General features: G+C 38.7%; 18 protein-coding genes, 2 pseudogenes and 2 riboswitches. Of the genes and pseudogenes, 7 read left to right on the plus strand and 13 right to left on the minus strand.

Annotated elements, in window-relative coordinates; genetic code table 11:
• A pseudogene (locus V7112_RS20255) lies at positions 1 to 184 on the plus strand (hypothetical protein); the annotation flags it as partial.
• A 166-nt stretch (positions 185 to 350) separates the two neighbouring features.
• Here the strand turns inward: V7112_RS20255 and V7112_RS20260 are convergent.
• A complete protein-coding gene (locus tag V7112_RS20260) occupies positions 351 to 1,298 on the minus strand; it encodes an aldo/keto reductase family protein (protein WP_335423223.1) in 948 nt (315 codons plus the stop codon).
• A gap of 225 nt (positions 1,299 to 1,523) precedes the next feature.
• Here V7112_RS20260 and V7112_RS20265 point away from each other — a divergent pair, with 225 nt between their 5' ends.
• Positions 1,524 to 2,756 (plus strand): MFS transporter, encoded by a 1,233-nt coding sequence (locus tag V7112_RS20265; RefSeq protein ID WP_335423224.1) that lies wholly within the window; start codon positions 1,524 to 1,526, stop codon positions 2,754 to 2,756.
• Positions 2,757 to 2,886: 130 nt separating this feature from the next.
• Here V7112_RS20265 and V7112_RS20270 read toward each other — a convergent pair whose 3' ends face one another.
• The 7 genes from V7112_RS20270 to V7112_RS20300 all read right to left on the minus strand — a co-directional run bounded on the left by V7112_RS20270 (position 2,887) and on the right by V7112_RS20300 (position 8,958).
• A complete protein-coding gene (locus V7112_RS20270; RefSeq protein WP_335423225.1) occupies positions 2,887 to 3,141 on the minus strand; it encodes an aspartyl-phosphate phosphatase Spo0E family protein in 255 nt (84 codons plus the stop codon).
• Positions 3,142 to 3,445: 304 nt separating this feature from the next.
• Positions 3,446 to 4,075, minus strand: a complete 630-nt coding sequence (gene cbpA / locus V7112_RS20275) for a cyclic di-AMP binding protein CbpA (protein WP_335423226.1) — start codon at positions 4,073 to 4,075, stop codon at positions 3,446 to 3,448.
• A 180-nt stretch (positions 4,076 to 4,255) separates the two neighbouring features.
• Positions 4,256 to 4,798 carry a 1,2-dihydroxy-3-keto-5-methylthiopentene dioxygenase gene (locus V7112_RS20280; protein ID WP_335423227.1) on the minus strand — a complete coding sequence of 181 codons (543 nt, stop codon included), beginning with the start codon at positions 4,796 to 4,798 and terminating at the stop codon, positions 4,256 to 4,258.
• 24 nt (positions 4,799 to 4,822) lie between these two features.
• Entirely contained in the window at positions 4,823 to 5,449 is a 627-nt protein-coding gene (locus V7112_RS20285) for a methylthioribulose 1-phosphate dehydratase (protein ID WP_335423228.1), read from the minus strand.
• On the minus strand, positions 5,442 to 6,104 hold the full coding sequence (locus V7112_RS20290; RefSeq protein ID WP_335423229.1) for a 2-hydroxy-3-keto-5-methylthiopentenyl-1-phosphate phosphatase: 663 nt from the start codon (positions 6,102 to 6,104) through the stop codon (positions 5,442 to 5,444). The genes V7112_RS20285 and V7112_RS20290 overlap by 8 nt, the downstream gene beginning before the upstream one ends.
• 3 nt (positions 6,105 to 6,107) lie before the next feature.
• Entirely contained in the window at positions 6,108 to 7,346 is a 1,239-nt protein-coding gene (mtnW, locus tag V7112_RS20295) for a 2,3-diketo-5-methylthiopentyl-1-phosphate enolase (protein WP_335423230.1), read from the minus strand.
• Positions 7,347 to 7,535: 189 nt separating this feature from the next.
• A riboswitch (SAM riboswitch) is annotated at positions 7,536 to 7,642 on the minus strand.
• Positions 7,643 to 7,782: 140 nt separating this feature from the next.
• Positions 7,783 to 8,958: a pyridoxal phosphate-dependent aminotransferase gene (locus V7112_RS20300; RefSeq protein ID WP_335423231.1), complete on the minus strand. Its 1,176-nt coding sequence runs from the start codon at positions 8,956 to 8,958 to the stop codon at positions 7,783 to 7,785.
• Between the two features lie 87 nt (positions 8,959 to 9,045).
• Between V7112_RS20300 and V7112_RS20305 the strand changes: the two genes are divergently transcribed.
• The 3 genes from V7112_RS20305 (at position 9,046) to mtnA (ending at position 12,558) form a co-directional block, all read left to right on the plus strand.
• The gene (locus tag V7112_RS20305) at positions 9,046 to 9,834 is read left to right on the plus strand and encodes a carbon-nitrogen family hydrolase (protein WP_335423232.1); all 789 of its coding nucleotides are present in this window, start codon (positions 9,046 to 9,048) and stop codon (positions 9,832 to 9,834) included.
• A 215-nt stretch (positions 9,835 to 10,049) separates the two neighbouring features.
• A riboswitch (SAM riboswitch) is annotated at positions 10,050 to 10,206 on the plus strand.
• 104 nt (positions 10,207 to 10,310) lie between these two features.
• Complete coding sequence (gene mtnK, locus V7112_RS20310; RefSeq protein ID WP_335423233.1) at positions 10,311 to 11,504, plus strand: S-methyl-5-thioribose kinase; 1,194 nt, start codon at positions 10,311 to 10,313, stop codon at positions 11,502 to 11,504.
• Positions 11,505 to 11,508: 4 nt separating this feature from the next.
• Positions 11,509 to 12,558, plus strand: a complete 1,050-nt coding sequence (gene mtnA, locus V7112_RS20315; RefSeq protein ID WP_335423234.1) for an S-methyl-5-thioribose-1-phosphate isomerase — start codon at positions 11,509 to 11,511, stop codon at positions 12,556 to 12,558.
• 58 nt (positions 12,559 to 12,616) lie between these two features.
• Here mtnA and V7112_RS20320 read toward each other — a convergent pair whose 3' ends face one another.
• From V7112_RS20320 to V7112_RS23895, 3 genes and pseudogenes are all read right to left on the minus strand, one after another.
• A complete protein-coding gene (locus V7112_RS20320; RefSeq protein WP_335423235.1) occupies positions 12,617 to 13,105 on the minus strand; it encodes a methylated-DNA--[protein]-cysteine S-methyltransferase in 489 nt (162 codons plus the stop codon).
• A gap of 115 nt (positions 13,106 to 13,220) precedes the next feature.
• A complete protein-coding gene (locus tag V7112_RS23890) occupies positions 13,221 to 14,168 on the minus strand; it encodes a methyl-accepting chemotaxis protein (RefSeq protein ID WP_438823931.1) in 948 nt (315 codons plus the stop codon).
• Between the two features lie 9 nt (positions 14,169 to 14,177).
• Positions 14,178 to 14,951 (minus strand): annotated as a pseudogene (locus tag V7112_RS23895) (HAMP domain-containing protein); the annotation flags it as partial.
• 225 nt (positions 14,952 to 15,176) lie between these two features.
• Here V7112_RS23895 and V7112_RS20330 point away from each other — a divergent pair.
• Entirely contained in the window at positions 15,177 to 16,919 is a 1,743-nt protein-coding gene (locus V7112_RS20330) for a B12-binding domain-containing radical SAM protein (RefSeq protein ID WP_335423237.1), read from the plus strand.
• A 34-nt stretch (positions 16,920 to 16,953) separates the two neighbouring features.
• Here V7112_RS20330 and V7112_RS20335 read toward each other — a convergent pair whose 3' ends face one another.
• Positions 16,954 to 17,109, minus strand: a complete 156-nt coding sequence (locus V7112_RS20335; RefSeq protein ID WP_335423238.1) for a hypothetical protein — start codon at positions 17,107 to 17,109, stop codon at positions 16,954 to 16,956.
• A 133-nt stretch (positions 17,110 to 17,242) separates the two neighbouring features.
• On the opposite strand from V7112_RS20335, the gene V7112_RS20340 reads away from it, so the two are divergent.
• Positions 17,243 to 17,599: a DUF3905 domain-containing protein gene (locus V7112_RS20340; protein ID WP_335423239.1), complete on the plus strand. Its 357-nt coding sequence runs from the start codon at positions 17,243 to 17,245 to the stop codon at positions 17,597 to 17,599.
• A gap of 31 nt (positions 17,600 to 17,630) precedes the next feature.
• Here V7112_RS20340 and V7112_RS20345 read toward each other — a convergent pair whose 3' ends face one another.
• Positions 17,631 to 18,980 (minus strand): TrkH family potassium uptake protein, encoded by a 1,350-nt coding sequence (locus V7112_RS20345; RefSeq protein WP_335423240.1) that lies wholly within the window; start codon positions 18,978 to 18,980, stop codon positions 17,631 to 17,633.
• Positions 18,981 to 19,026 lie beyond the last annotated feature (46 nt).

A 19,026-nucleotide genomic window follows, 5' to 3' on the forward strand; every position in this document is an offset into this window, starting at 1 on the left:
CCTTTTGATGGGAAATACTATTACGAATAAAAAATTAAGTGATTTTTTAAATTTAAAATCTCCATCAGCGGCAAAAACAATTTTAAATTCACTAAATTTGCAATATCAAGGAACATTCAAGGACAGAGTTTATTTTTTACAGGAGAATATTGAGTTGAATCAAAAAAATAACCGGGAAAATTAATTAAATTTTCCGATTGCAGCCAATAAAAAATATTTACAGCTGATAAATTGAATTTACAGCCATTAATTTTAAAATACAGCCGATAACCAAATTTTTCAGCCGTTAGGGAAAAAATCAATAAAAAATAACCAAACTTACAAAAGTAAGTTTGGTTATGACTAGTAAGCTACACGGTCAGAATGGCTTCAACTCTTTTAATCTCTTCAAATCCAAGGACAAGGTCAGATGCTTTGGCATTTGCCTCGATTTGTTCCGGATTTGTTGCACCAACTAGAGTGCTCGCAATATTATGCTGTCTTAAAATCCAGGATAGGGCTAATTCAGGTAAGGTAACCCCTAATTCATTTGAAAATTCCTCAAGCCGGTCTAGCTTCGTCGATACGATCCCATCAATAATGTTTTTCACCCATGAATTCACCTGTGAGTTTGCCCCCCTACTTCCACTAGGAATTGAGCCTCCTCTATATTTTCCTGTTAGTACACCTTGTGCCAGTGGAGAGTAAACCACCTGTGAAATACCATTCTTTTCACAAACCGGGATAATTTCATCCTCAATATCTCGATGGAGCATATTGTATTGTGGCTGGTTTACAATAATTCGATCCAATAAATATTTATCTGCAACAGCAGTCGCTTCCTGAATTTGAGCGGCAGTCCACTCACTTACACCGACATAAAGAATTTTTCCTTGCCGTATCAAATCATCAATTGCGCGTAAAGTCTCATCCAAAGGAGTATCCTCATCATAGCGATGACAGTAAAATACATCAACATAGTCTAATTTCATGCGTTTTAAACTTGCATGGACTTGCTCGATCACATGTTTTCTCGATAAGCCCCGATCGTTAGGTCCATCTCCCATTGCACCAAAAGCCTTTGTTGTTATACAATAGGATTCCCTTGGGTATTCTTTTAACGCACCTGCTAAGATTCGTTCCGCTTCCCCGCGTTCATACACATTTGCCGAATCAAAAAAATTTATCCCAAGTTCATATGCTTTATGAACGGTTTTCACTGCCATTTCTTCATCTACTGTTTTACCAAAGGTCAACCAGCTTCCTAAACTGATTTCACTAACCTTAAGTCCCGAACGACCTAACCTTCTGTATTTCATATCATATCTCCTCCTTACATTGCGAGTACTGTCTTACCATTAAATTTATCAGAAATTTCAAACTAGGTAAAGTGAATGTATGGAAAATTAATGAGTGGTTTTTTGTCTTGATTTCACTAACTTTATTTAGAATTTTCACTTTACAAATATGGAAAAAAGGTTTTTCATAGAGGAAAGGATTAAAATATCTTTCAAATGAAAAGGGAACAAAGGAGATATATATAAATGCTCGCAGCGAAAACTCAGGCATCTAGAACAAAAATCGATGAGCAAAAAACGCTTTATGGGATTTTATTTATCATTGGATTTTGTCACATGCTTAATGATTCCATCCAGGCCATCATCCCAGCGATGTTTCCAATTCTGGAACGATCAATGGGGCTTTCGTTTACACAGCTTGGATTAATATCCTTCGCATTGCAGATTGTATCATCGGTTGCCCAACCTGTTGTTGGATGGTATACAGATAAAAAACCAATGCCATATGCTTTACCAATCGGACTGACTTCCACCTTTTTTGGAGTGATTGGATTGGCATTTGCACCGAACTTTACAACCATTATTCTGTCTGTCTTATTTATAGGGGTCGGATCTGCCGTATTCCATCCAGAGGGTTCCCGTGTTGCCTACATGGCGGCTGGTGACAGACGTGGATTGGCACAATCCATTTATCAGGTTGGCGGAAACTCAGGGCAAGCTCTTGCGCCTGTTATTACGGCATTGATTCTCGTCCCACTTGGACAATTTGGAGCCATTTGGTTTTCGTTAGTTGCAGCACTTGCAGTTGGTTTACTCGTGTATATCGCAGGGTGGTATGCTCGAACTCTTAAAACAGTCGAAATTCAAAAGAAAGTGAAAAAAGCTGTTTCAGTAGTACCTCAAAACATGAAAGCTATTAAACTAGCATTAATTGTTCTTGTTCTTTTCGTTTTTGCACGTACGTGGTATATGTCAAGCATCACAAACTTTTACTCATTTTATGTTATCGAAAAATATGGGTATTCCATTTCACAAGCACAGATTTATATTTTCCTATTCTTAGCAACTGGCGCACTAGGCACCTTCTTTGGAGGACCACTTGCTGATAAATTTGGAAAGCGTAACGTTATTATCGCATCCTTATTAGGAACAGCACCGTTAGCCCTAGTATTGCCGTTTGTCGGACCACATGTTGCGATTATACTCGTAACGGTGATTGGTTTCATCCTATTATCAAGCTTCTCGGTTTCGGTTGTGTACGCGCAGGAATTGATGCCAGGTAAAATCGGAATGATGTCAGGTTTAATCGTTGGCCTTGCCTTTGGTATGGGAGCAATCGGTGGCGTTGCAATTGGTTCCATCATTGATGCAATCGGATTGACACCAACCATCATTATGATGGGCTTCCTTCCATTACTCGGATTTGTGGCCTTCTTATTGCCAACCGATCAAAAGTTAAATGTATGGAATAATGCTTGATTGATTATGAAGGACGCTACCTGAGCGTCCTTTTTTGTATGTGATGTTTAGGACTTACTATAATTCTTGTACCTTGTTACATCGAAAAAAAAAAACAATCCACCTTGATGAATTGTTTGAGATCGACCATTTATGATTTGTAGCTGACTTTTTGAAGTGCGAAAAATAACATGACTCTCTTTAAAAACTGACGAAAAAGTGAATGGTTTCGTTCTGCTGCTTCTGCTCGTTGATAGATATTTATAAGTTCATCAAGTTCTTGACTACATTCAATTGTTTCATTACTTGTAAACCCCGTACTATTAGCAACTGTGATCATTTCTTCTCTTTTTCTATTAATTTCGTCTAATAGTATCTGTTTGTAATCTATACTTCTGGTTTCCAAAACTTCCACTCCTTTATTCACTCGTTAGAAGATTCTAACGCGGCATACAACTATCGTATACCAACTCATACTACCTTTGGTGCATTCCCTTAGTTGCTACTCTATGCATTATTACAAAATCTTCTATTTATGTAAATAGATTCGCAAAAATAGACATTTTTTTCTTTAAAAAATTTACAAAATTGTGTACGAAAACGTTCTCATCCCATATTCCATGTTTTTTCGACATTCAAATATACGCAAAATCGACATTTTTTTTGCAATAAAAAACCTATAAGTATTACACCTATAGGTCTACATTTGCTTATTTAATTCGGTCAATATGTGTAACGCGGAATTCCTTCGCTTCCAATTTCCGCTTGATATTCTGAATCTCTCCTTCGCCAAGTGAACCAGGTAGATTTAAAATGATTCTACGGAGATATTTTTCGCCATTATCAAGCGTGAGCATGCCATCTATATTAATATCACGAATGAGAGATACAAGCTCTTTGATTGCCCCTTTATGTTCAATTGTGGCAATTGTTAACGTATATCCTCCTGTTTTCATACCAAAGGAGTCCTCAAGTACATCCATTACATTCGCATGTGTGATGATCCCCTGAAACTCTTTTTCAGCATTCAACACAGCAATAAACGGCAAACGACGAATCGTTAAAAACGTCTTGAAAAAGGAATCCTCCTCGTAAACGAATGCATCCTTGCCTTCAACAAGCTCCGATATATTCGCATGTGCATCTCCATTTTTTTCATATAAGTATTCCAAGATGTCTACTTTATAAATTAACCCATCAAATACCGTTCCATTTTTCGATAGTACCGGCACTGAACGAAATCCTGATTCATTTAAAAGTTGAAGGGCCTGTTGAATGGTAAACTTACCTTCACAATATTTCACATCTGATTTTTGGACAAAATTATAGCGAATTTTCATTTTCCCCACTCCTAATTTTTTTGAAAGAATTTCTTATTACCTTTATTATATGCATCAATAAAAGAGTATTCCAATGAACAAAAATGTAACATATTCGCCTTTATATGTAAAGAATATTGCTAATATTTAGATTAAAAAAGAACTTCATGGTAAAACTCCATAAAGTCCTTTCATACACATTTAGTTTTGAGCGAATTCTGGGTCTTGGACTGGATGCGCCACCCAACCAGCTGGGTCAATAAATAAACGTACAGCAACCACTTCACGGTCATCCATAAGAGTGAAGAAGTGAGGAGTGTCAACAGGTACAGAAATTACATCTCCTGCTTCTAGTTCCACATCGAAGTAGCCAGTGTCGCCACTTCCTTTAATAATGAAAATCCCATGCCCTGCTACGATTGCACGAACTTCATCCTCTGTGTGAACATGCACTTGTTCAAATTTCTTTAAAAGTTCATCTAAATTTGGAGTTGCATCTGATAAAGCAATTACATCCCATTTTTGATATCCATTGCGTTCACCAAGTGATTTGATTTCTTCTTCATAAATGGATAAGATTTGCTCTTTTTGATCATCATTGATTTTGCAGTTTCCTTTTAATTCTTCTGGTAGTTTGCTAGTGTCCCAATGTTCATAAAGAACACCTTGTTCTTGTAAGAATGCAGCAACTTTTTCTTGTCCTTCTAATCTTTCACCTGTGTTACGAAATTTAATATTTGCCATTTTTACACTCCTTAAACTTTATTTTTAAATTCTGATCTGCAAATGGTTTAATGCTAATAGTTTCAAATGATAGCTAAAAAGAAACTCGTATGCCTCTAGATGTTTCTTGGCATCAAAAGCATTTTTAGCCCAGACTGTGATACCGTGATTTCGAATAAGGACTGCACCAAAGTCACTGTTGACATGCTCACTAAAGTTTCGGGCAAGTGTCGGGATATCAGCGTCATTTTTGATGATTGGAATTCGGATTTCAGCATCTTCCTCCCATAATCCAAGCGCCTTAATAATTTCCTGACCTTTAAAAATAACCTCGCCCTTATCGGCATATAGCTCAGAAACGACATTGTTATCAACTGTATGGACATGAAGACTGCAGCCTGCATTTGTTTTGCTATAAATTTCAACATGTAAAAGCGTCTCTGCCGAAGGCTTTAAATGAGTGGGTGCAGCAGGGTATCCGGCCCCATCCACTAATAAAAAATCTTCATCAGTTCTTTTCTTCTTATCCTTTCCACTTGCAGTTACAAGGAAGGTGATCGGTTGATCAGAGACCTTGATTGCTAGATTTCCACTCGTGCCCATGAACCAGTCGCGGCTTGCCAGTTCATCCTTTATATCCGCAAGCTCTGTCCATTGTTTGATATTAAGCATTTTCCGCAACCTCCTTTTTCAAAATCTCAATCACTTCAAAGAAGGAATGGAAGGCTGAATATTCAATCCCCAATTCTTCACATTTTTCAACCAAGAAATCTCTTGCAATTACCTTATTGGCAAGCTTTGCCGCCTGGAGGTCAGTAATCGAATCGCCAATGACGATTTTATAGTCTTCTTGATTTGAGAGTTTACGAATCAAGGTTGGTTTACAGCAGCCGCACTCATTTGTACACCCATCATCACAAGTATATGGCCATAAAATCTTGATTCTCTCATTCGAAAAATCTGATTGATTGCAGTAAATTTGCTCTTTAGCAACTAGGCCATCCAGTAATGGTTCAACAAAAAAGTCAATCCCTCCACTGACGATGTATAGTTGAATTCCTTGTTCTTTCGTGAATGCAACAAACTCTTTAAAGCCATCTCGAATTTCAGCGTGGTTCAGGATATAATCCGTAATCTCTTCCCTCCATTGTGAAGGCAATAGAGAAAACATTTTACTCACACCCTCTTGTATTGGGATTTCCTGTGAAAGCACTTGATCCTTTATTTTCTCCCAACCTGGAGGCGCAAACTTTTTCATAATGGCTATGATGTTGTCGGTATTTGTGATTGTGCCATCAAAATCACAGAAAATAATTGGTTTGTTCATCGCTTATACCTCTTTGTATCCCCATAAATCGATTGCCTGTTTTAGCTCTGGGTTATTTTGAGCAAATTCCACAAGTGTCTTTCCCGAAAGGACTGCATCCACTGCCGTCTGAAACGCTTTTCCGCCACCAATGGCACCGGTTGGATGTCCATGAACACCACCACCTGCATTAATCACACTTTCTTTCCCAAAATCGTTGATAAGCAGTGGCACTAAGCCAGGATGTATGCCCGCTGACGGAACTGGAAATGACGGCTTAAATGATTCATCAGGTTTCGTTAATTCAGTTGCAATCGCCAATGTTTGTTCCCTTTCAAGTGCAACACTTCCATATGGTGAAGGGAACAAGACAAGATCTGCACCTGCATATCGTAATAATTTTCCAAGCAGTAATTGATTTGAAAACCCGTAAAATTCGGACGGTGTTAACGTACCACTTACTGCTGGGTGAGCCATAATCGGAACTGAAATTTCCGGATCCTCTGCTAAGCTTTGAAGAACATCAAGTCCATACGCAAATACATTAAACAATAACAGATCAGCGCCAAGCTTCACTGCCTTCCGTGCTTTTTCCTTTAATTCAAAGGTTCTACCAGTTAAGTTCACTGCGTAAAGAGCGCGATGTCCGGTTTCAGTATAAACTTCCTCAAGCACTTTTTTGCCTTCTGTAATTCGCGCTTCAAACGGAGTTAAAGGATTCTCAAAAAGGATTTCATCATCCTTGATGATATTCACACCACCAAGTGCCTGCTCACGAAGCTGCTCCTTAAGGTATTCAATATCCCTTCCAATTACCCCTTTAAAAATGCTCATCACAAGCGGCCTATCAAATACTCCTAGTTTTTCGCGGATACCATTGATCCCAAATTTTGGCCCTGGAAATGCGGCCTTCACTTCACTTGAAAACTCCAAATCTAGCAACTTTATCTCCCCGTCTAGCGAGAGCTTACCAAAGACAGTTGTTAAAATGGCTGGTAGATCTGGACTAAAATTTGCATATGGGTAGGCAATTTTAATAATGCCTTTTTTAGTTTGTTTCCCTAAATATTGACTTGCCCGATGGTCATCTTCATATTGCCGGGCACTTATGACTTTTCCCTTATGCTTTTTAAGTTGTTCCTGCTCAAGTTTTGGTAATGTCGTCCAAGAACCCACCGTTAATCCAAGTGCAATGCCTTCAGCTTTTTTCACCAAATTATCACTGTTGTCATGTACCAAATATGTAGCAATCACTTCACTCATGTTAAACCCTCATTTCTAAAAATGTTCCGAACAAGAAAAGTTCAAGGAGCCTGCCTATCGGCGACAAGCATAAGAAAAGCGCTGACAGAAGGCGCCTTTTGCCTTCTAGAACATAGAGCCGATGGCGCCTTAAACTAGACATAAAAAACGAAAAACCTCTTCATAAGAAGAGGTTAGCAAACTAACATCTTCTTATCTCTCAGCTCAACGCTGCAAGAATTAGCACCGTGCTTACACCATGTAAGTCGGTTGCCGGGCTTCATTGGGCTAGTCCCTCCACCTGCTCTTAATAAGAAAATAGATTTTATTTTACATGTTGAGTCTCAATTACAGAAAGCTCAACCTTTATTTAATTTTTACGACACTGAATTTAATTAGGATTATGACAGGAATTATTTTTCTTGTCAAACGTTTTTTAATTTTTGCAAATGATTGTTTATTTAAACAGATTCAATTTTTTGATTCGGTTTGCTGCTTCAACTAGTCGGTCTTCATCCGTTAAAAAGCCAACGCGAACATAGCGGTCACCATATTCACCAAAGCCGATTCCTGGCGCGACTGCAACATGGGCTTTTTCAAGTAAAAGATCTGCAAAGCTAACAGATGTATATCCTTCAGGTACTGGTAGCCATGCGAAAAAGGAGCCTGCAGGTGCTTGTACGTCCCAGCCGATGTCTTGAAGTGCACCAATGAAAGCGTTACGTCTTGATTCGTACCTGTCCACTAGTTCCTTTACACAGTCCTGTGACTCGGTTAGTGCTACTGCCGCCGCAGCTTGGATTGGGCTAAACAAACTTACATACATATGGTCTTGAATGAGATTTAGCGCTTCGATTACGCTAGGATTTCCAACCGCAAATCCAACTCTCCACCCTGCCATGTTATATGTCTTTGATAAAGTATAAATTTCAATCCCGATATCCTTGGCCCCGTCCAATTGTAAGAAACTGATTGGTTTTTTACCTTCAAATCCAATTGCACCATATGCAAAATCATGCACTACACAAATATCATGTTCTTTAGCAAAGGAGATTGTATCTTCAAAAAATTCCTTTGTTGCTACGGCCCCGGTTGGGTTATTTGGATAATTTAAAAACATGACCTTGGCTTTTTCAAGCTTTTCTGAATCAATTTGTGAGTAGTCGGGTAAAAAGGCATTTTCCTCTTTCAAAGGCATATACGCCATTTCTGCTCGAGCAAGCTCAACACCAGACCAATAATCGGGGTAACCAGGATCTGGAACCAATGCAACATCACCGGGATTTAACAGACATTGTGGGATCTCAACTAACCCTGCCTTACCGCCAAATAAAACGGCTACCTCTGTTTCTGGATCAAGTTCAACTCCGTATTCACGTTGATAAAATTCTGCTGCTGCTTTCTTTAAAAAAGAATGGCCGCGAAATGGAGAATATTTATGAAATTTCGGCTGATCTGCAGCATCCTTTAAAGCTTCTACGATATGTTGTGGAGTTGGTTGATCAGGATTTCCCTGCCCTAAATTTATGACATCGTGCCCCTGGGCAACGACATTGTTCACCTTTGTAACAAGGGATGCGAAAAACTGTTTTGGTAAATTTTGGAGAATTTTAGATTGTTCAAAATTTTTCATGTGTACACCTTCTTCAAAATACTTGAAATACTAGTCTAATATCATATATTGTTACTTGTAAAGTATCATTTCATAGGGAGGACCCAAATGAATCTAAAAATTGCATGTATTCAGTATGATATTCAATTCGGAAAACCGCAAGATAATTTTGACCTTATTTCTAAAGAAATCGAAAACACAATGACTCAGGATAATCCCGATATTATTGTCCTGCCAGAGCTTTGGACAACGGGATATGACTTAACGAGATTAGATGAAATTGCCGATGATAATGGTGACAAAACGAAAGCATTTATTAAAAACCTAGCAAAACAATACTCTGTTAATATAGTAGCAGGCTCCATTGCCAAAAAGACAGAGCAAGGCGTGACTAACACGATGTTTGTCTTTAATCGTGAAGGAGAAATACTCAGTGAATACAGTAAGCTACACCTCTTCCAGCTCATGGATGAGCATTTGTATTTACAGGCTGGCGAAGCAAAAGGCGATTTTACAATAGAAAATGTGCAATCTGCTGGAGTCATCTGTTACGATATTCGCTTCCCAGAGTGGATTCGCGCACATACAACAAGTGGGGCAGAAATTTTATTCGTGGTAGCGGAATGGCCACTTCCTCGCCTTGAGCATTGGCGAACTCTACTCCTGAGTCGCGCAATTGAAAATCAATGCTATGTCGTTGCTTGTAACTGCGTTGGAAGCAACCCAGATAACGTGTTTGGCGGGCATTCAATGATTATTGATCCTTGGGGAACAATCATCGCCGAAGCAGGTACTGAAAGTACAACATTAGTTGGCGAAATTGACCTTAGCAAGGTGAAGGAAGTCAGAAAGCAAATTCCGATTTTCCAGGATCGTCGTCCTAAATTTTATAATTAAATCAAATGCGACTTGACGTATTTGCGCCCAGATTTTTTCGAGCCAGCTCGAAAAATTTCCTTTGAAAATCTGTGGCATCCGCCGGAGGCTTTAACTTTATTCGGCCGGGATTATATCCCGCCGAATAAAGTTAAAAAATCTATTGACAATTATGTGTATTCGTTGTTATGATTCTTTTCAGTATTAACTAAAAATTTAAATATCATTAACTTGATCTCTTATCAAGAGCAGGCAGAGGGACTTGGCCCGATGAAGCCCAGCAACCGACCGTAATACCATCGTAAGGTGGAGCGCTATTTTTAGCGCTGGGGAAACCCACAAGGCACGGTGCTAATTCCAACAGGAAATATTGATTTTCCTGGTAGATAAGAGGTTTGATGCCGTGACTTCAAGCCTCTTTCGAATATGAAAGAGGCTTTTCTGTGTTTAGAAAAGCCTCCAACGACAATTAATAATCATTACTGGAGGTATATAAAATGGCAATTTCAAATCAATCAATCTATGAACCCTTAACAGAAAGTACTGCGGTGGCATTGGCGATTCAGCTCCGTTTGTTTGAAGAAGGAACCGTATTAAGATGCAAGGAAATAGGAGATGGAAATCTAAATCTAGTTTTCCATATTACCGATGAAGATAATAACAAAGGAATCATTATTAAACAGGCATTACCATATGCCAAGGTCGTTGGTGAGAGCTGGCCCTTATCTCTGAAACGCGCAACGATTGAAGCCAATGCTTTATTAACAGCTGCTGACTATGTACCAACACTTGTGCCGAAGGTTTTTTATTCAGATGAGGTGCTAGCCATCACTGTGATGGAAGACCTCTCCCGCTTACAAATTTCGAGAACTGGACTAATTGAGGGTAAAAGCTTCCCACTTTTATCGGAGCACATCGGAACTTATTTGGCAAAAACCCTATTTTATACATCAGACTTTGGATTAGAGCCAACAAAGAAAAAAGTGATTGTGCAAAAATTTATTAACCCTGACCTTTGCAAAATTACAGAGGACCTTGTTTTCACAGATCCTTTTTTCGATATTGATACAAATAGCTTTGAGGAGGAGCTACGGAATGACGTTGAACAAGTTTGGGCAGACCAGCCACTTAAGCTTGAAGTTGCAAAACTTAAGCAAAAGTTCTTAACTCAAGCAGATGCCCTATTACACGGTGATTTACACACAGGAAGTATTTTCGCAAGCGAAACTGAGACAAAAGTAATTGATCCTGAATTTGCATACTTTGGTCCACTAGGCTTTGACTTGGGTCAATTCATTGCAAATCTATTATTAAATGCCATTTCACGAGATTCTGAAAACCGTGAGCCCCTCTATCAACATATTGAAAAAACATGGGATGTGTTTTCGGCAACATTCTCCGATCTTTGGAAACAAGATGCTGTGGAACTATACCGTGATACTGAAGGCTATTTGGAATATGTTCTTGAGCAAGCATTTGAAGATGCGATTGGTTTTGCAGGCTGTGAAGTAATTAGAAGAACAATCGGGCTAGCACATGTTGCCGATTTGGATGGAATTGAAAACTTCGAGCAAAGAATCGCAACGAAACGACATGCTCTTCGAATAGGAAAAGAATTAATTCGTGACCGAAAATCAATTAAAGAACTTGGTAGTCTACGAAACTATGTAGAAAATACTTCTTGGGAGTGACAACATGGCATACTCAAAAACAGTTCCACAATCTGTGCAGTGGAATGAAACATCAATCAAACTATTAGATCAAACAAAGCTACCATTGGAAACTGTATTTATCGACCTTTTTACAATTGAAGATGTATGGGATAGCATTGTTTCTTTAAAAGTACGCGGAGCCCCAGCAATTGGAATTACGGCTGCCTTTGGCTTGGCATTATCAGCGAAAAACTACGAAGAAACAACTTTAAACGAATTTAAGGAAAAACTCCTTAAAGATAAAGATTACTTGGCAAGTTCACGACCAACCGCTGTCAATTTAATCTGGGCATTAAACCGCTTGTTTACAAGTATTGAAGACTCAAAGTCCGTGAATGAAGCAAAAACGACACTCGTACATGAGGCCATTCGAATTCAGGCAGAAGATGAGGCAGTTTGCCGCCAAATCGGTGATCATGCCCTTGGACTCTTCAAGGATGGGTTTAAAGTATTAACAATTTGTAATGCAGGTTCCATCGCAACTGCGCGCTACGGCACTGCACTTGCGCCCTTCCATCTAGCAGCACAACAGGGAAAAAATCTTAAAGTTTATGCATCAGAGACACGTCCTGTTTTACAAGGAGCTAGGCTAACAACATGGGAGCTCCTGCAGTCTGACGTAGATGTTACTCTTATTACCGACAATATGGCTGCCCATACGATTGGTGAAAAAGGAATCAATGCAATCATCGTAGGCGCAGACCGGATTACAGCAAATGGCGATACTGCTAATAAAATCGGCACCTTCAATTTGGCGATATTAGCCAAAACTTTCGGTATTCCATTTTATGTTGCGGCACCACTTTCCACGTTTGATGTTTCCCTTGCTAGTGGAAAGGAAATACCGATTGAAGAACGAAATCCCGAGGAAGTTACACATCTAGGTGGGGTACGCGTCGCTCCGGAGGGTGTCCAAGTGTACAATCCGGCGTTTGATGTCACGCCAAATGAACTAATTACAGCCATTATTACCGAAAAAGGGATTTTACAGGGTAATCTAATGGAAGAGATTAAGAGTTTGTTTGAAAAATAAGAGATTATGAGGAAACCCACTGTGCTCCCACACTGGGTTTTTTCTGAATTAGAAGGTGTCAAAGCACACCTTCTAATTCCAATAGTTTTTCTTTTAAGTCCGTTCTTGTGCCTGTGTAGCCTGTTAGTGATTTGTCCTTTCCGATTACACGATGGCATGGAACAACGATTGGGATTGGATTTTTCCGATTGGCTTGTCCGACTGCACGAACGGCTTTCGGGTTATCAATCGCATTTGCAATATCTGCGTAACACCGAGTTTCCCCATAAGGTATGCTTAACAGTTCATTCCAAACCTTCTCTTGAAACGCTGTCCCACTATACTTAATCGGGAAGCTGAAGGTTTTGCGTTTACCTTTAAAATATTCTTCTAGCTCACTTTTGATTTTAACGAGAACCGCATCATCCGGTGCATAAGCTGCGTCGAATTTTTTACTGGCTTCTTCCCAGTCATCTTCAGATAATGAGATATCAACTAGCTCTGTTTCGTTTGCGAGGATATAGATTGTGCCGAAAATATCGGTTTGCATTTCACTATATTTATACATCGAGCAACGCTCCCTTCTCTTTAATTTTATTTTACAAGACCTTATCACATTTGGGTATGTCTAAATAAAAAAAGAAAGCCAGCGACCCTAAATAATGAGCACTGGCTTGTTCAGTTTACAGTTTGAATTTACTAATCATCGTATTTAATCTACTTGCTAAATCTGAGAGTAGTTCTGAGTGATCAGAAATTGTTTCCATTGAACTGTTTGTTTGCTGTACAGAAGCTGAGGTTTGCTCGATTCCTGCTGCAGATTGTTCAGAAACGGCTGCAATATTATCAATTGACAAATTCATCTCGACGGTATTGCTTGCGATGGTACCGAGGTTTTCAGAAATACTCTTTATGCGTTCCACCATAACAGTAACCGCATCATAAATATCCTTAAATGTTTGACCTGTCACTTGAATTTGCTTCGCCCCTTCATCCACCTGGCTGTATCCATTTAGTAAACCTTGAGCAACAGAATTCGATTCTGTTTGAATGCTGTTCACAATGTCGGTTATGTCCTTGACTGAATGAGATACTTGCTCTGCAAGCTTACGGACTTCATCTGCAACAACTGCGAATCCTCTGCCATGTTCTCCAGCACGAGCCGCCTCTATTGCAGCATTAAGTGCTAAAAGATTCGTTTGGTCCGCGATATCACGGATGACCTTAACAAGGGTTGAAATTTGCTTCGTTTGTTCATCAAGCCCTTTAACCTTTTCCACAGAATATTCCATGATGCTGTTAATTTTATTCATTTGTTCTGTTGAAGCATTCATGAATTCGTGACCTTTTTTCGTCATTTCTAACACATTTTGTGATGACTCATTAATTTGGCTCCCATTCTGGTTAGCTGACTGAATTTTTTCAGTATATTCTTCCATCATTTTCGCTAGTTGAGTAGATGAATGTGCTTGTTCCTCAGCGCCTGTTGACAGCTCCTGGACGGTAGACGCAATTTGCTGACTTGCAGCCTTCACTTCGTTCGATGAAATCATCAATTCTGAACTCTTTGATGTCACTTGTTCAGAGACAGTTGATATTTCTTGAATCATGGAACGAAGGCTGTAATTCATGACATTCAATGATTTGCTCAACAAGCCAATTTCATCCTGTCCTTTAACCGGAATTTCATCGACTTTTAGGTTTCCATCTGCAATTCGATTTGAAACTCCAATTAAATTTTTAAGCTGTTTCCCGATATTACGGCCAATAATGACAAGGCTTAAAATGGCAATAATCGTCGAAATCACAATAGAAACGAGTAAAACAATGATTGTTCCTGTAACATTTGAATTGGCTACAGATACAGATTGTTCACTTTTCATTTTCATGATCACTCTTAGCTGATCTAATTGTTTTTCCGTATCGGAAATAATTTTGTTTGCATCTTTACTTGCTTGAATGGCAGCTAGCTTATCCATACGAAGGATCGCCTGAAAAACCTTCTCATCAAACAATTTGGTCAGCGCCTCTTTATTTTCGCCAACCTTGCTATAAAGCTGTTCAAGTTCGAAGGTTGTAATAGCAGGACTTAGTTCCTTGGATAATTCGTCATATTGCTTACTTAAATCTTGAATAGCCGTTACATGCGCCCCATTTCCATTCTGTGCATATAGGCTAATCTCACTACCCAATTGGCTAAAAACCCTCGACACCTCTGTAATAAGAATGGAGTGGTCGCCACTTTTTTCAACTTCCTTCATCGCGTTGTTAATGTTAAATAATTGAATAAATATGATTGCCGCCGTAATACAGAACAATACAATTGTAAAAGTAAACGCCACTCCATATTTATAGCCAATTTTTAAGTTATGCCACCATGATGTGAGTTTTGATGGCGATTTTTCGCGAACCATTTTTTCCCCTTTTTTTCTTTTTGACCCCTTCAATTGTCTTCCCCCTTTGCTGAACGTTCTCTCTATATCGCTATTAAACCGTTTTCACTATTCACTATTATAGTGGTAATTGTCGGATTTTGGAATATATTCTGCAAATTTATTTGGTAAAAGCTACTGTCATTTGGTGCAACTACCCTCATGTGTTAAAATATATTAGTTAATCGAAGAATAAGGAGCAAGAGAATGAACATTGTTGTTAGTACATTAAATGCAAAGTATATCCATACAAGTCTGTCGATTCGGTATTTAAAGGCATATGCCGCGCCTGAATTTGATGTAACACTGGCCGAATACACAATTAAAGATCCATCAATGAACATCGTAACTGATTTGTATCGAAAAAAGCCTGATGTGATTGGCTTCAGCTGTTACATTTGGAATATCGAAGAAACCATTAAAGTGATTAAAATGCTCAAAAAAATAAATCCAGAGCTAGTCATCATCCTTGGTGGTCCTGAAGTGACCTATGATGTACATGAATGGCTAGAACGCATTCCTGAGGTTGATTACATTGTCATGGGTGAGGGTGAAGAAACCTTTAAGGACCTTCTTACAGCGATTCGTGATGAAGAGAGTACAGATGAAATAAGTGGTGTTGCTTTCCGTAAAGAGGAGCGTTTGAAGATCAATCCACAGCGAAATAAGCTTAACCTAAAGAATTTGCCATCCCCTTTTCGTTTTGAAGAAGATCTTTCTCATTTATCAAAACGTGTGACATATATTGAGACAAGCCGGGGTTGTCCGTTTAATTGTCAGTTTTGTTTATCTTCTATAGAAGTAGGGGTTCGTTATTTTGATCGTGAAAAAGTCAAAGAAGATATTCGCTTTTTAATGGACCATGGTGCTAAAACCATCAAATTCGTTGACCGTACATTCAATATTAGTCGTAGCTATGCGATGGAGATGTTCCAATTTTTAATAGATGAGCACCGACCAGGTACAGTCTTCCAATTTGAAATAACTGCAGACATCATGCGACCTGAAGTCATTGACTTTTTAAATAAAAACGCACCGGCAGGATTGTTCCGCTTTGAAATTGGTGTCCAATCAACAAATGACCTGACAAACGAGTTGGTCATGCGCAGGCAAAACTTCTCAAAGCTTCAGCGTACGGTCATGATGGTAAAAGAAGGCGGAAAAATCGATCAGCACCTAGACTTAATTGCCGGTCTTCCTGAGGAGGATTATCACTCGTTCCGAAAAACCTTTAATGATGTATTTGAGATGCGACCTGAGGAGCTACAGCTTGGATTTTTAAAAATGCTTCGTGGGACTGGGGTACGAATTCGTGCAGCAGAGCATGATTACAAATATATGGATCATTCACCATATGAGATTCTTGGAAACAATGTTTTGAGCTTTGATGATATAACTCGAATAAAGCAGGTCGAGGACGTACTTGAAAAATATTGGAATGATCATCGAATGAATGAAACAGTGGAGTATTTGGTCACGCGTAGCTTTGAAACACCATTTGATTTCTTCCAAGACTTTGGGACGTACTGGGATGAACGTGGTTGGTCACGAATTGGTCACCAGCTAGAGGATTTATTCAAGCGCCTTTACGAATTTCTTCACGAAACAAACCGGGAACAGCTTCCAGTTATTGAAGCAATCATGAAATATGATTATTTACGAAATCAAAAGTACAAACCACGTAAACCATGGTGGGAAGACCTCGTTAGCAAACAAGATCGAGCGACCTTCTATCAGGAAATTGTGGAGCAACCAGAGGCTTTAGGTGAAGAATTTGGTAAATTAGAGCTTCAGGAAAAAGAGTTGTACAAGCATACAGTCGTTGAAAAAATTCCATTTGACCTTGAGTTCTATAAACAAACAGGTGAAGTGAAAATGCAGGATACGTATTTGCTTGTATATTTTGACCCTACCTCACGTCAAGCAAAGGTATTTTCACGAAAAGCATAATAAAGATTAGAGTCAGCCCACGCTGACTCTTTTTTTATTCTCCAGTACTGTTACCTTTTTTTGAATTACGATTTGCGCCCTTCATTGGATTTTCATAATCTGCTTCTGCAGAAAATTCCGTATCAGGCATGCTTTCTTTCGGTGTAAAATTATTCTTTTTCGCAGCATCAAATTTCACTTTACGTTTCATATTTTGCCCCCCTTTATTCAGTAGTTTTCACCATGTATCCGTCGTCCATAATTGGTAAAATTCTCCTCAACTCTTGATAATTTTATTTTTGTTGCAAACACTAAGTAAAACTGAAATTGTGAGGTGCATATGGATGACGAATAAGAAAAAACAATCTGAACAAATCGAATCACCTATTTTAGACGAAACAATGCCCCATCAAATATCTGCCCCATCCTTCAAAGGGACCGGAATTAAAATGGAGGAGCCATTTGTTAATGAACATGGAGTTGTAATTGGGGATAGCCTTTATAATTCACCGAATTCACCACTTAATAATTGGAGTGACGAAACAGATCCTGAGATTATGGCTGGTGACGAGTGGGTGCATCCGACAAATGACATCGGCTGGAATACAGCTGAAAACCGTGAGCTATTGGAAAATAAAAAACGCCCCAAAGGGGTACCGTTCATGCATCCGTCCAAGGACACTAGCTACGGGAATGACTGAAAAAAGAGCACCTTGCCAGGTGCTCTTTTCATTATCCAATAATGAGTCGTTCTTTCGGGTAGTGGTAATTCGCGTCTTTTCCTTTCTTTCCAATAATAAAAATAAAGTTCAAGATTCCAACCCTTCCGATAAACATGAGGAACATAATCAAAATTTTCCCAAAAACACTTAAATCAGGGGTAATCCCCATCGATAAACCACATGTTCCAAATGCGGATGCGACCTCAAAGAATATTTCAGTAAACGTAAAGTTCTCTGTAATTGTTAAAATGAAAATTGACGTAAAGCATGTAAAAAAAGCAAAAATCGTCACAATCAGTGATTTTCTAATATCTTCTTCATGGATTTCACGTTTGAAAATTTTTATCGATTTATTTCCTCTTGCGAAATTGAATAAAAACAAAATATTTATCGCGAAGGTTGTCGTTCGGATACCCCCACCAACCGAACTAGGTGAAGCTCCAATGAACATCATTGCACCTAAAAACAGTAAAGTAGGCTCTGAAAACTGATTCACATCCATCGTCGCGAGACCAGCACTTCTTGTTGTAACGGATTGAAATAAGGAATAAAAAAAGGTCTCGTGCCAAGCCATTCCTTTAAAAAAATGATTAAATTCAATTAAAAAAATCATTAATGTTCCAAACACAACCAATGATAAAAACGTAACAGTGGTCAGTTTCGTAAATAAAGAAAAACGGTACCTTCCCTTTTTATGAAGGAGAAAATCTTTTATTTCAACCAACACCGGAAAGCCAATAGCACCTAAAATGATTAATATAATCGTAATAAATTGGACGAAATAATCATTTGCGTACGGCACTAAGGAGCTTCCTGTTATATCAAAGCCAGCGTTTGTCGTCGCACTTACAGCAGCAAAAATACCATTAATAAAGGCTTCCTGCCATGTATCGAAAAATTGCATAAAATAAAGCCCTAATATCAAACTGCCAAAAAATTCGATCCCAACCATAATGATGATGATTTGCTTAAGTAAGTTTACCAATCCTGAAAGCTGTGATTGGTTTTGATCAACCATGATTAAACGTCTTTCTCGCAAACCAATTTTTCGGCGAAATAATAACCAGATAAACGTTCCCATTGTCATAATTCCAATTCCGCCGACCTGTAATACAAATATTAAAATAAAAATTCCTGCCACTGTGTATGTATCTTTAATTGATATAACACTTAAACCAGTTACACTAACCGCGCTTGCTGCTGTAAATAACGTATCAATGAACGCTACATGTACCCCTTCTTTTACGGCAAAAGGAAGGCTAAGTAAAATAACTGAAATTGTTACAGCCAAAAGGTAGAACGCAAATATTAATTGGGCTGGTGACAATCCATTAATGTACAAATTTATTTTTTTCCACATTTTTTCTTCCACCTTAACTTAAATCAAATACGCCTTGGCGTATTTG

Origin of the sequence: Bacillus sp. JJ1566, from assembly GCF_036962685.1 — a bacterium.
Classification (GTDB): Bacteria; Bacillota; Bacilli; order Bacillales; family Bacillaceae_L; genus Ferdinandcohnia.

What these genes read in the sequence shown, in the direction of transcription:
- V7112_RS20340 (WP_335423239.1), top strand. Translation starts at nt 17,243, where the DNA reads ATGACGAATAAGAAAAAACAATCTGAACAAATCGAATCACCTATTTTA.
- cbpA (WP_335423226.1), bottom strand. Translation starts at nt 4,075, where the DNA reads ATGAAAATTCGCTATAATTTTGTCCAAAAATCAGATGTGAAATATTGT.
- mtnA (WP_335423234.1), top strand. Translation starts at nt 11,509, where the DNA reads ATGGCATACTCAAAAACAGTTCCACAATCTGTGCAGTGGAATGAAACA.
- V7112_RS20345 (WP_335423240.1), bottom strand. Translation starts at nt 18,980, where the DNA reads ATGTGGAAAAAAATAAATTTGTACATTAATGGATTGTCACCAGCCCAA.
- V7112_RS20280 (WP_335423227.1), bottom strand. Translation starts at nt 4,798, where the DNA reads ATGGCAAATATTAAATTTCGTAACACAGGTGAAAGATTAGAAGGACAA.
- V7112_RS20305 (WP_335423232.1), top strand. Translation starts at nt 9,046, where the DNA reads ATGAATCTAAAAATTGCATGTATTCAGTATGATATTCAATTCGGAAAA.
- V7112_RS20335 (WP_335423238.1), bottom strand. Translation starts at nt 17,109, where the DNA reads ATGAAACGTAAAGTGAAATTTGATGCTGCGAAAAAGAATAATTTTACA.
- V7112_RS20285 (WP_335423228.1), bottom strand. Translation starts at nt 5,449, where the DNA reads ATGCTTAATATCAAACAATGGACAGAGCTTGCGGATATAAAGGATGAA.
- mtnW (WP_335423230.1), bottom strand. Translation starts at nt 7,346, where the DNA reads ATGAGTGAAGTGATTGCTACATATTTGGTACATGACAACAGTGATAAT.
- V7112_RS20300 (WP_335423231.1), bottom strand. Translation starts at nt 8,958, where the DNA reads ATGAAAAATTTTGAACAATCTAAAATTCTCCAAAATTTACCAAAACAG.
- V7112_RS23890 (WP_438823931.1), bottom strand. Translation starts at nt 14,168, where the DNA reads ATGAATTACAGCCTTCGTTCCATGATTCAAGAAATATCAACTGTCTCT.
- V7112_RS20290 (WP_335423229.1), bottom strand. Translation starts at nt 6,104, where the DNA reads ATGAACAAACCAATTATTTTCTGTGATTTTGATGGCACAATCACAAAT.
- V7112_RS20265 (WP_335423224.1), top strand. Translation starts at nt 1,524, where the DNA reads ATGCTCGCAGCGAAAACTCAGGCATCTAGAACAAAAATCGATGAGCAA.
- mtnK (WP_335423233.1), top strand. Translation starts at nt 10,311, where the DNA reads ATGGCAATTTCAAATCAATCAATCTATGAACCCTTAACAGAAAGTACT.
- V7112_RS20320 (WP_335423235.1), bottom strand. Translation starts at nt 13,105, where the DNA reads ATGTATAAATATAGTGAAATGCAAACCGATATTTTCGGCACAATCTAT.
- V7112_RS20260 (WP_335423223.1), bottom strand. Translation starts at nt 1,298, where the DNA reads ATGAAATACAGAAGGTTAGGTCGTTCGGGACTTAAGGTTAGTGAAATC.
- V7112_RS20330 (WP_335423237.1), top strand. Translation starts at nt 15,177, where the DNA reads ATGAACATTGTTGTTAGTACATTAAATGCAAAGTATATCCATACAAGT.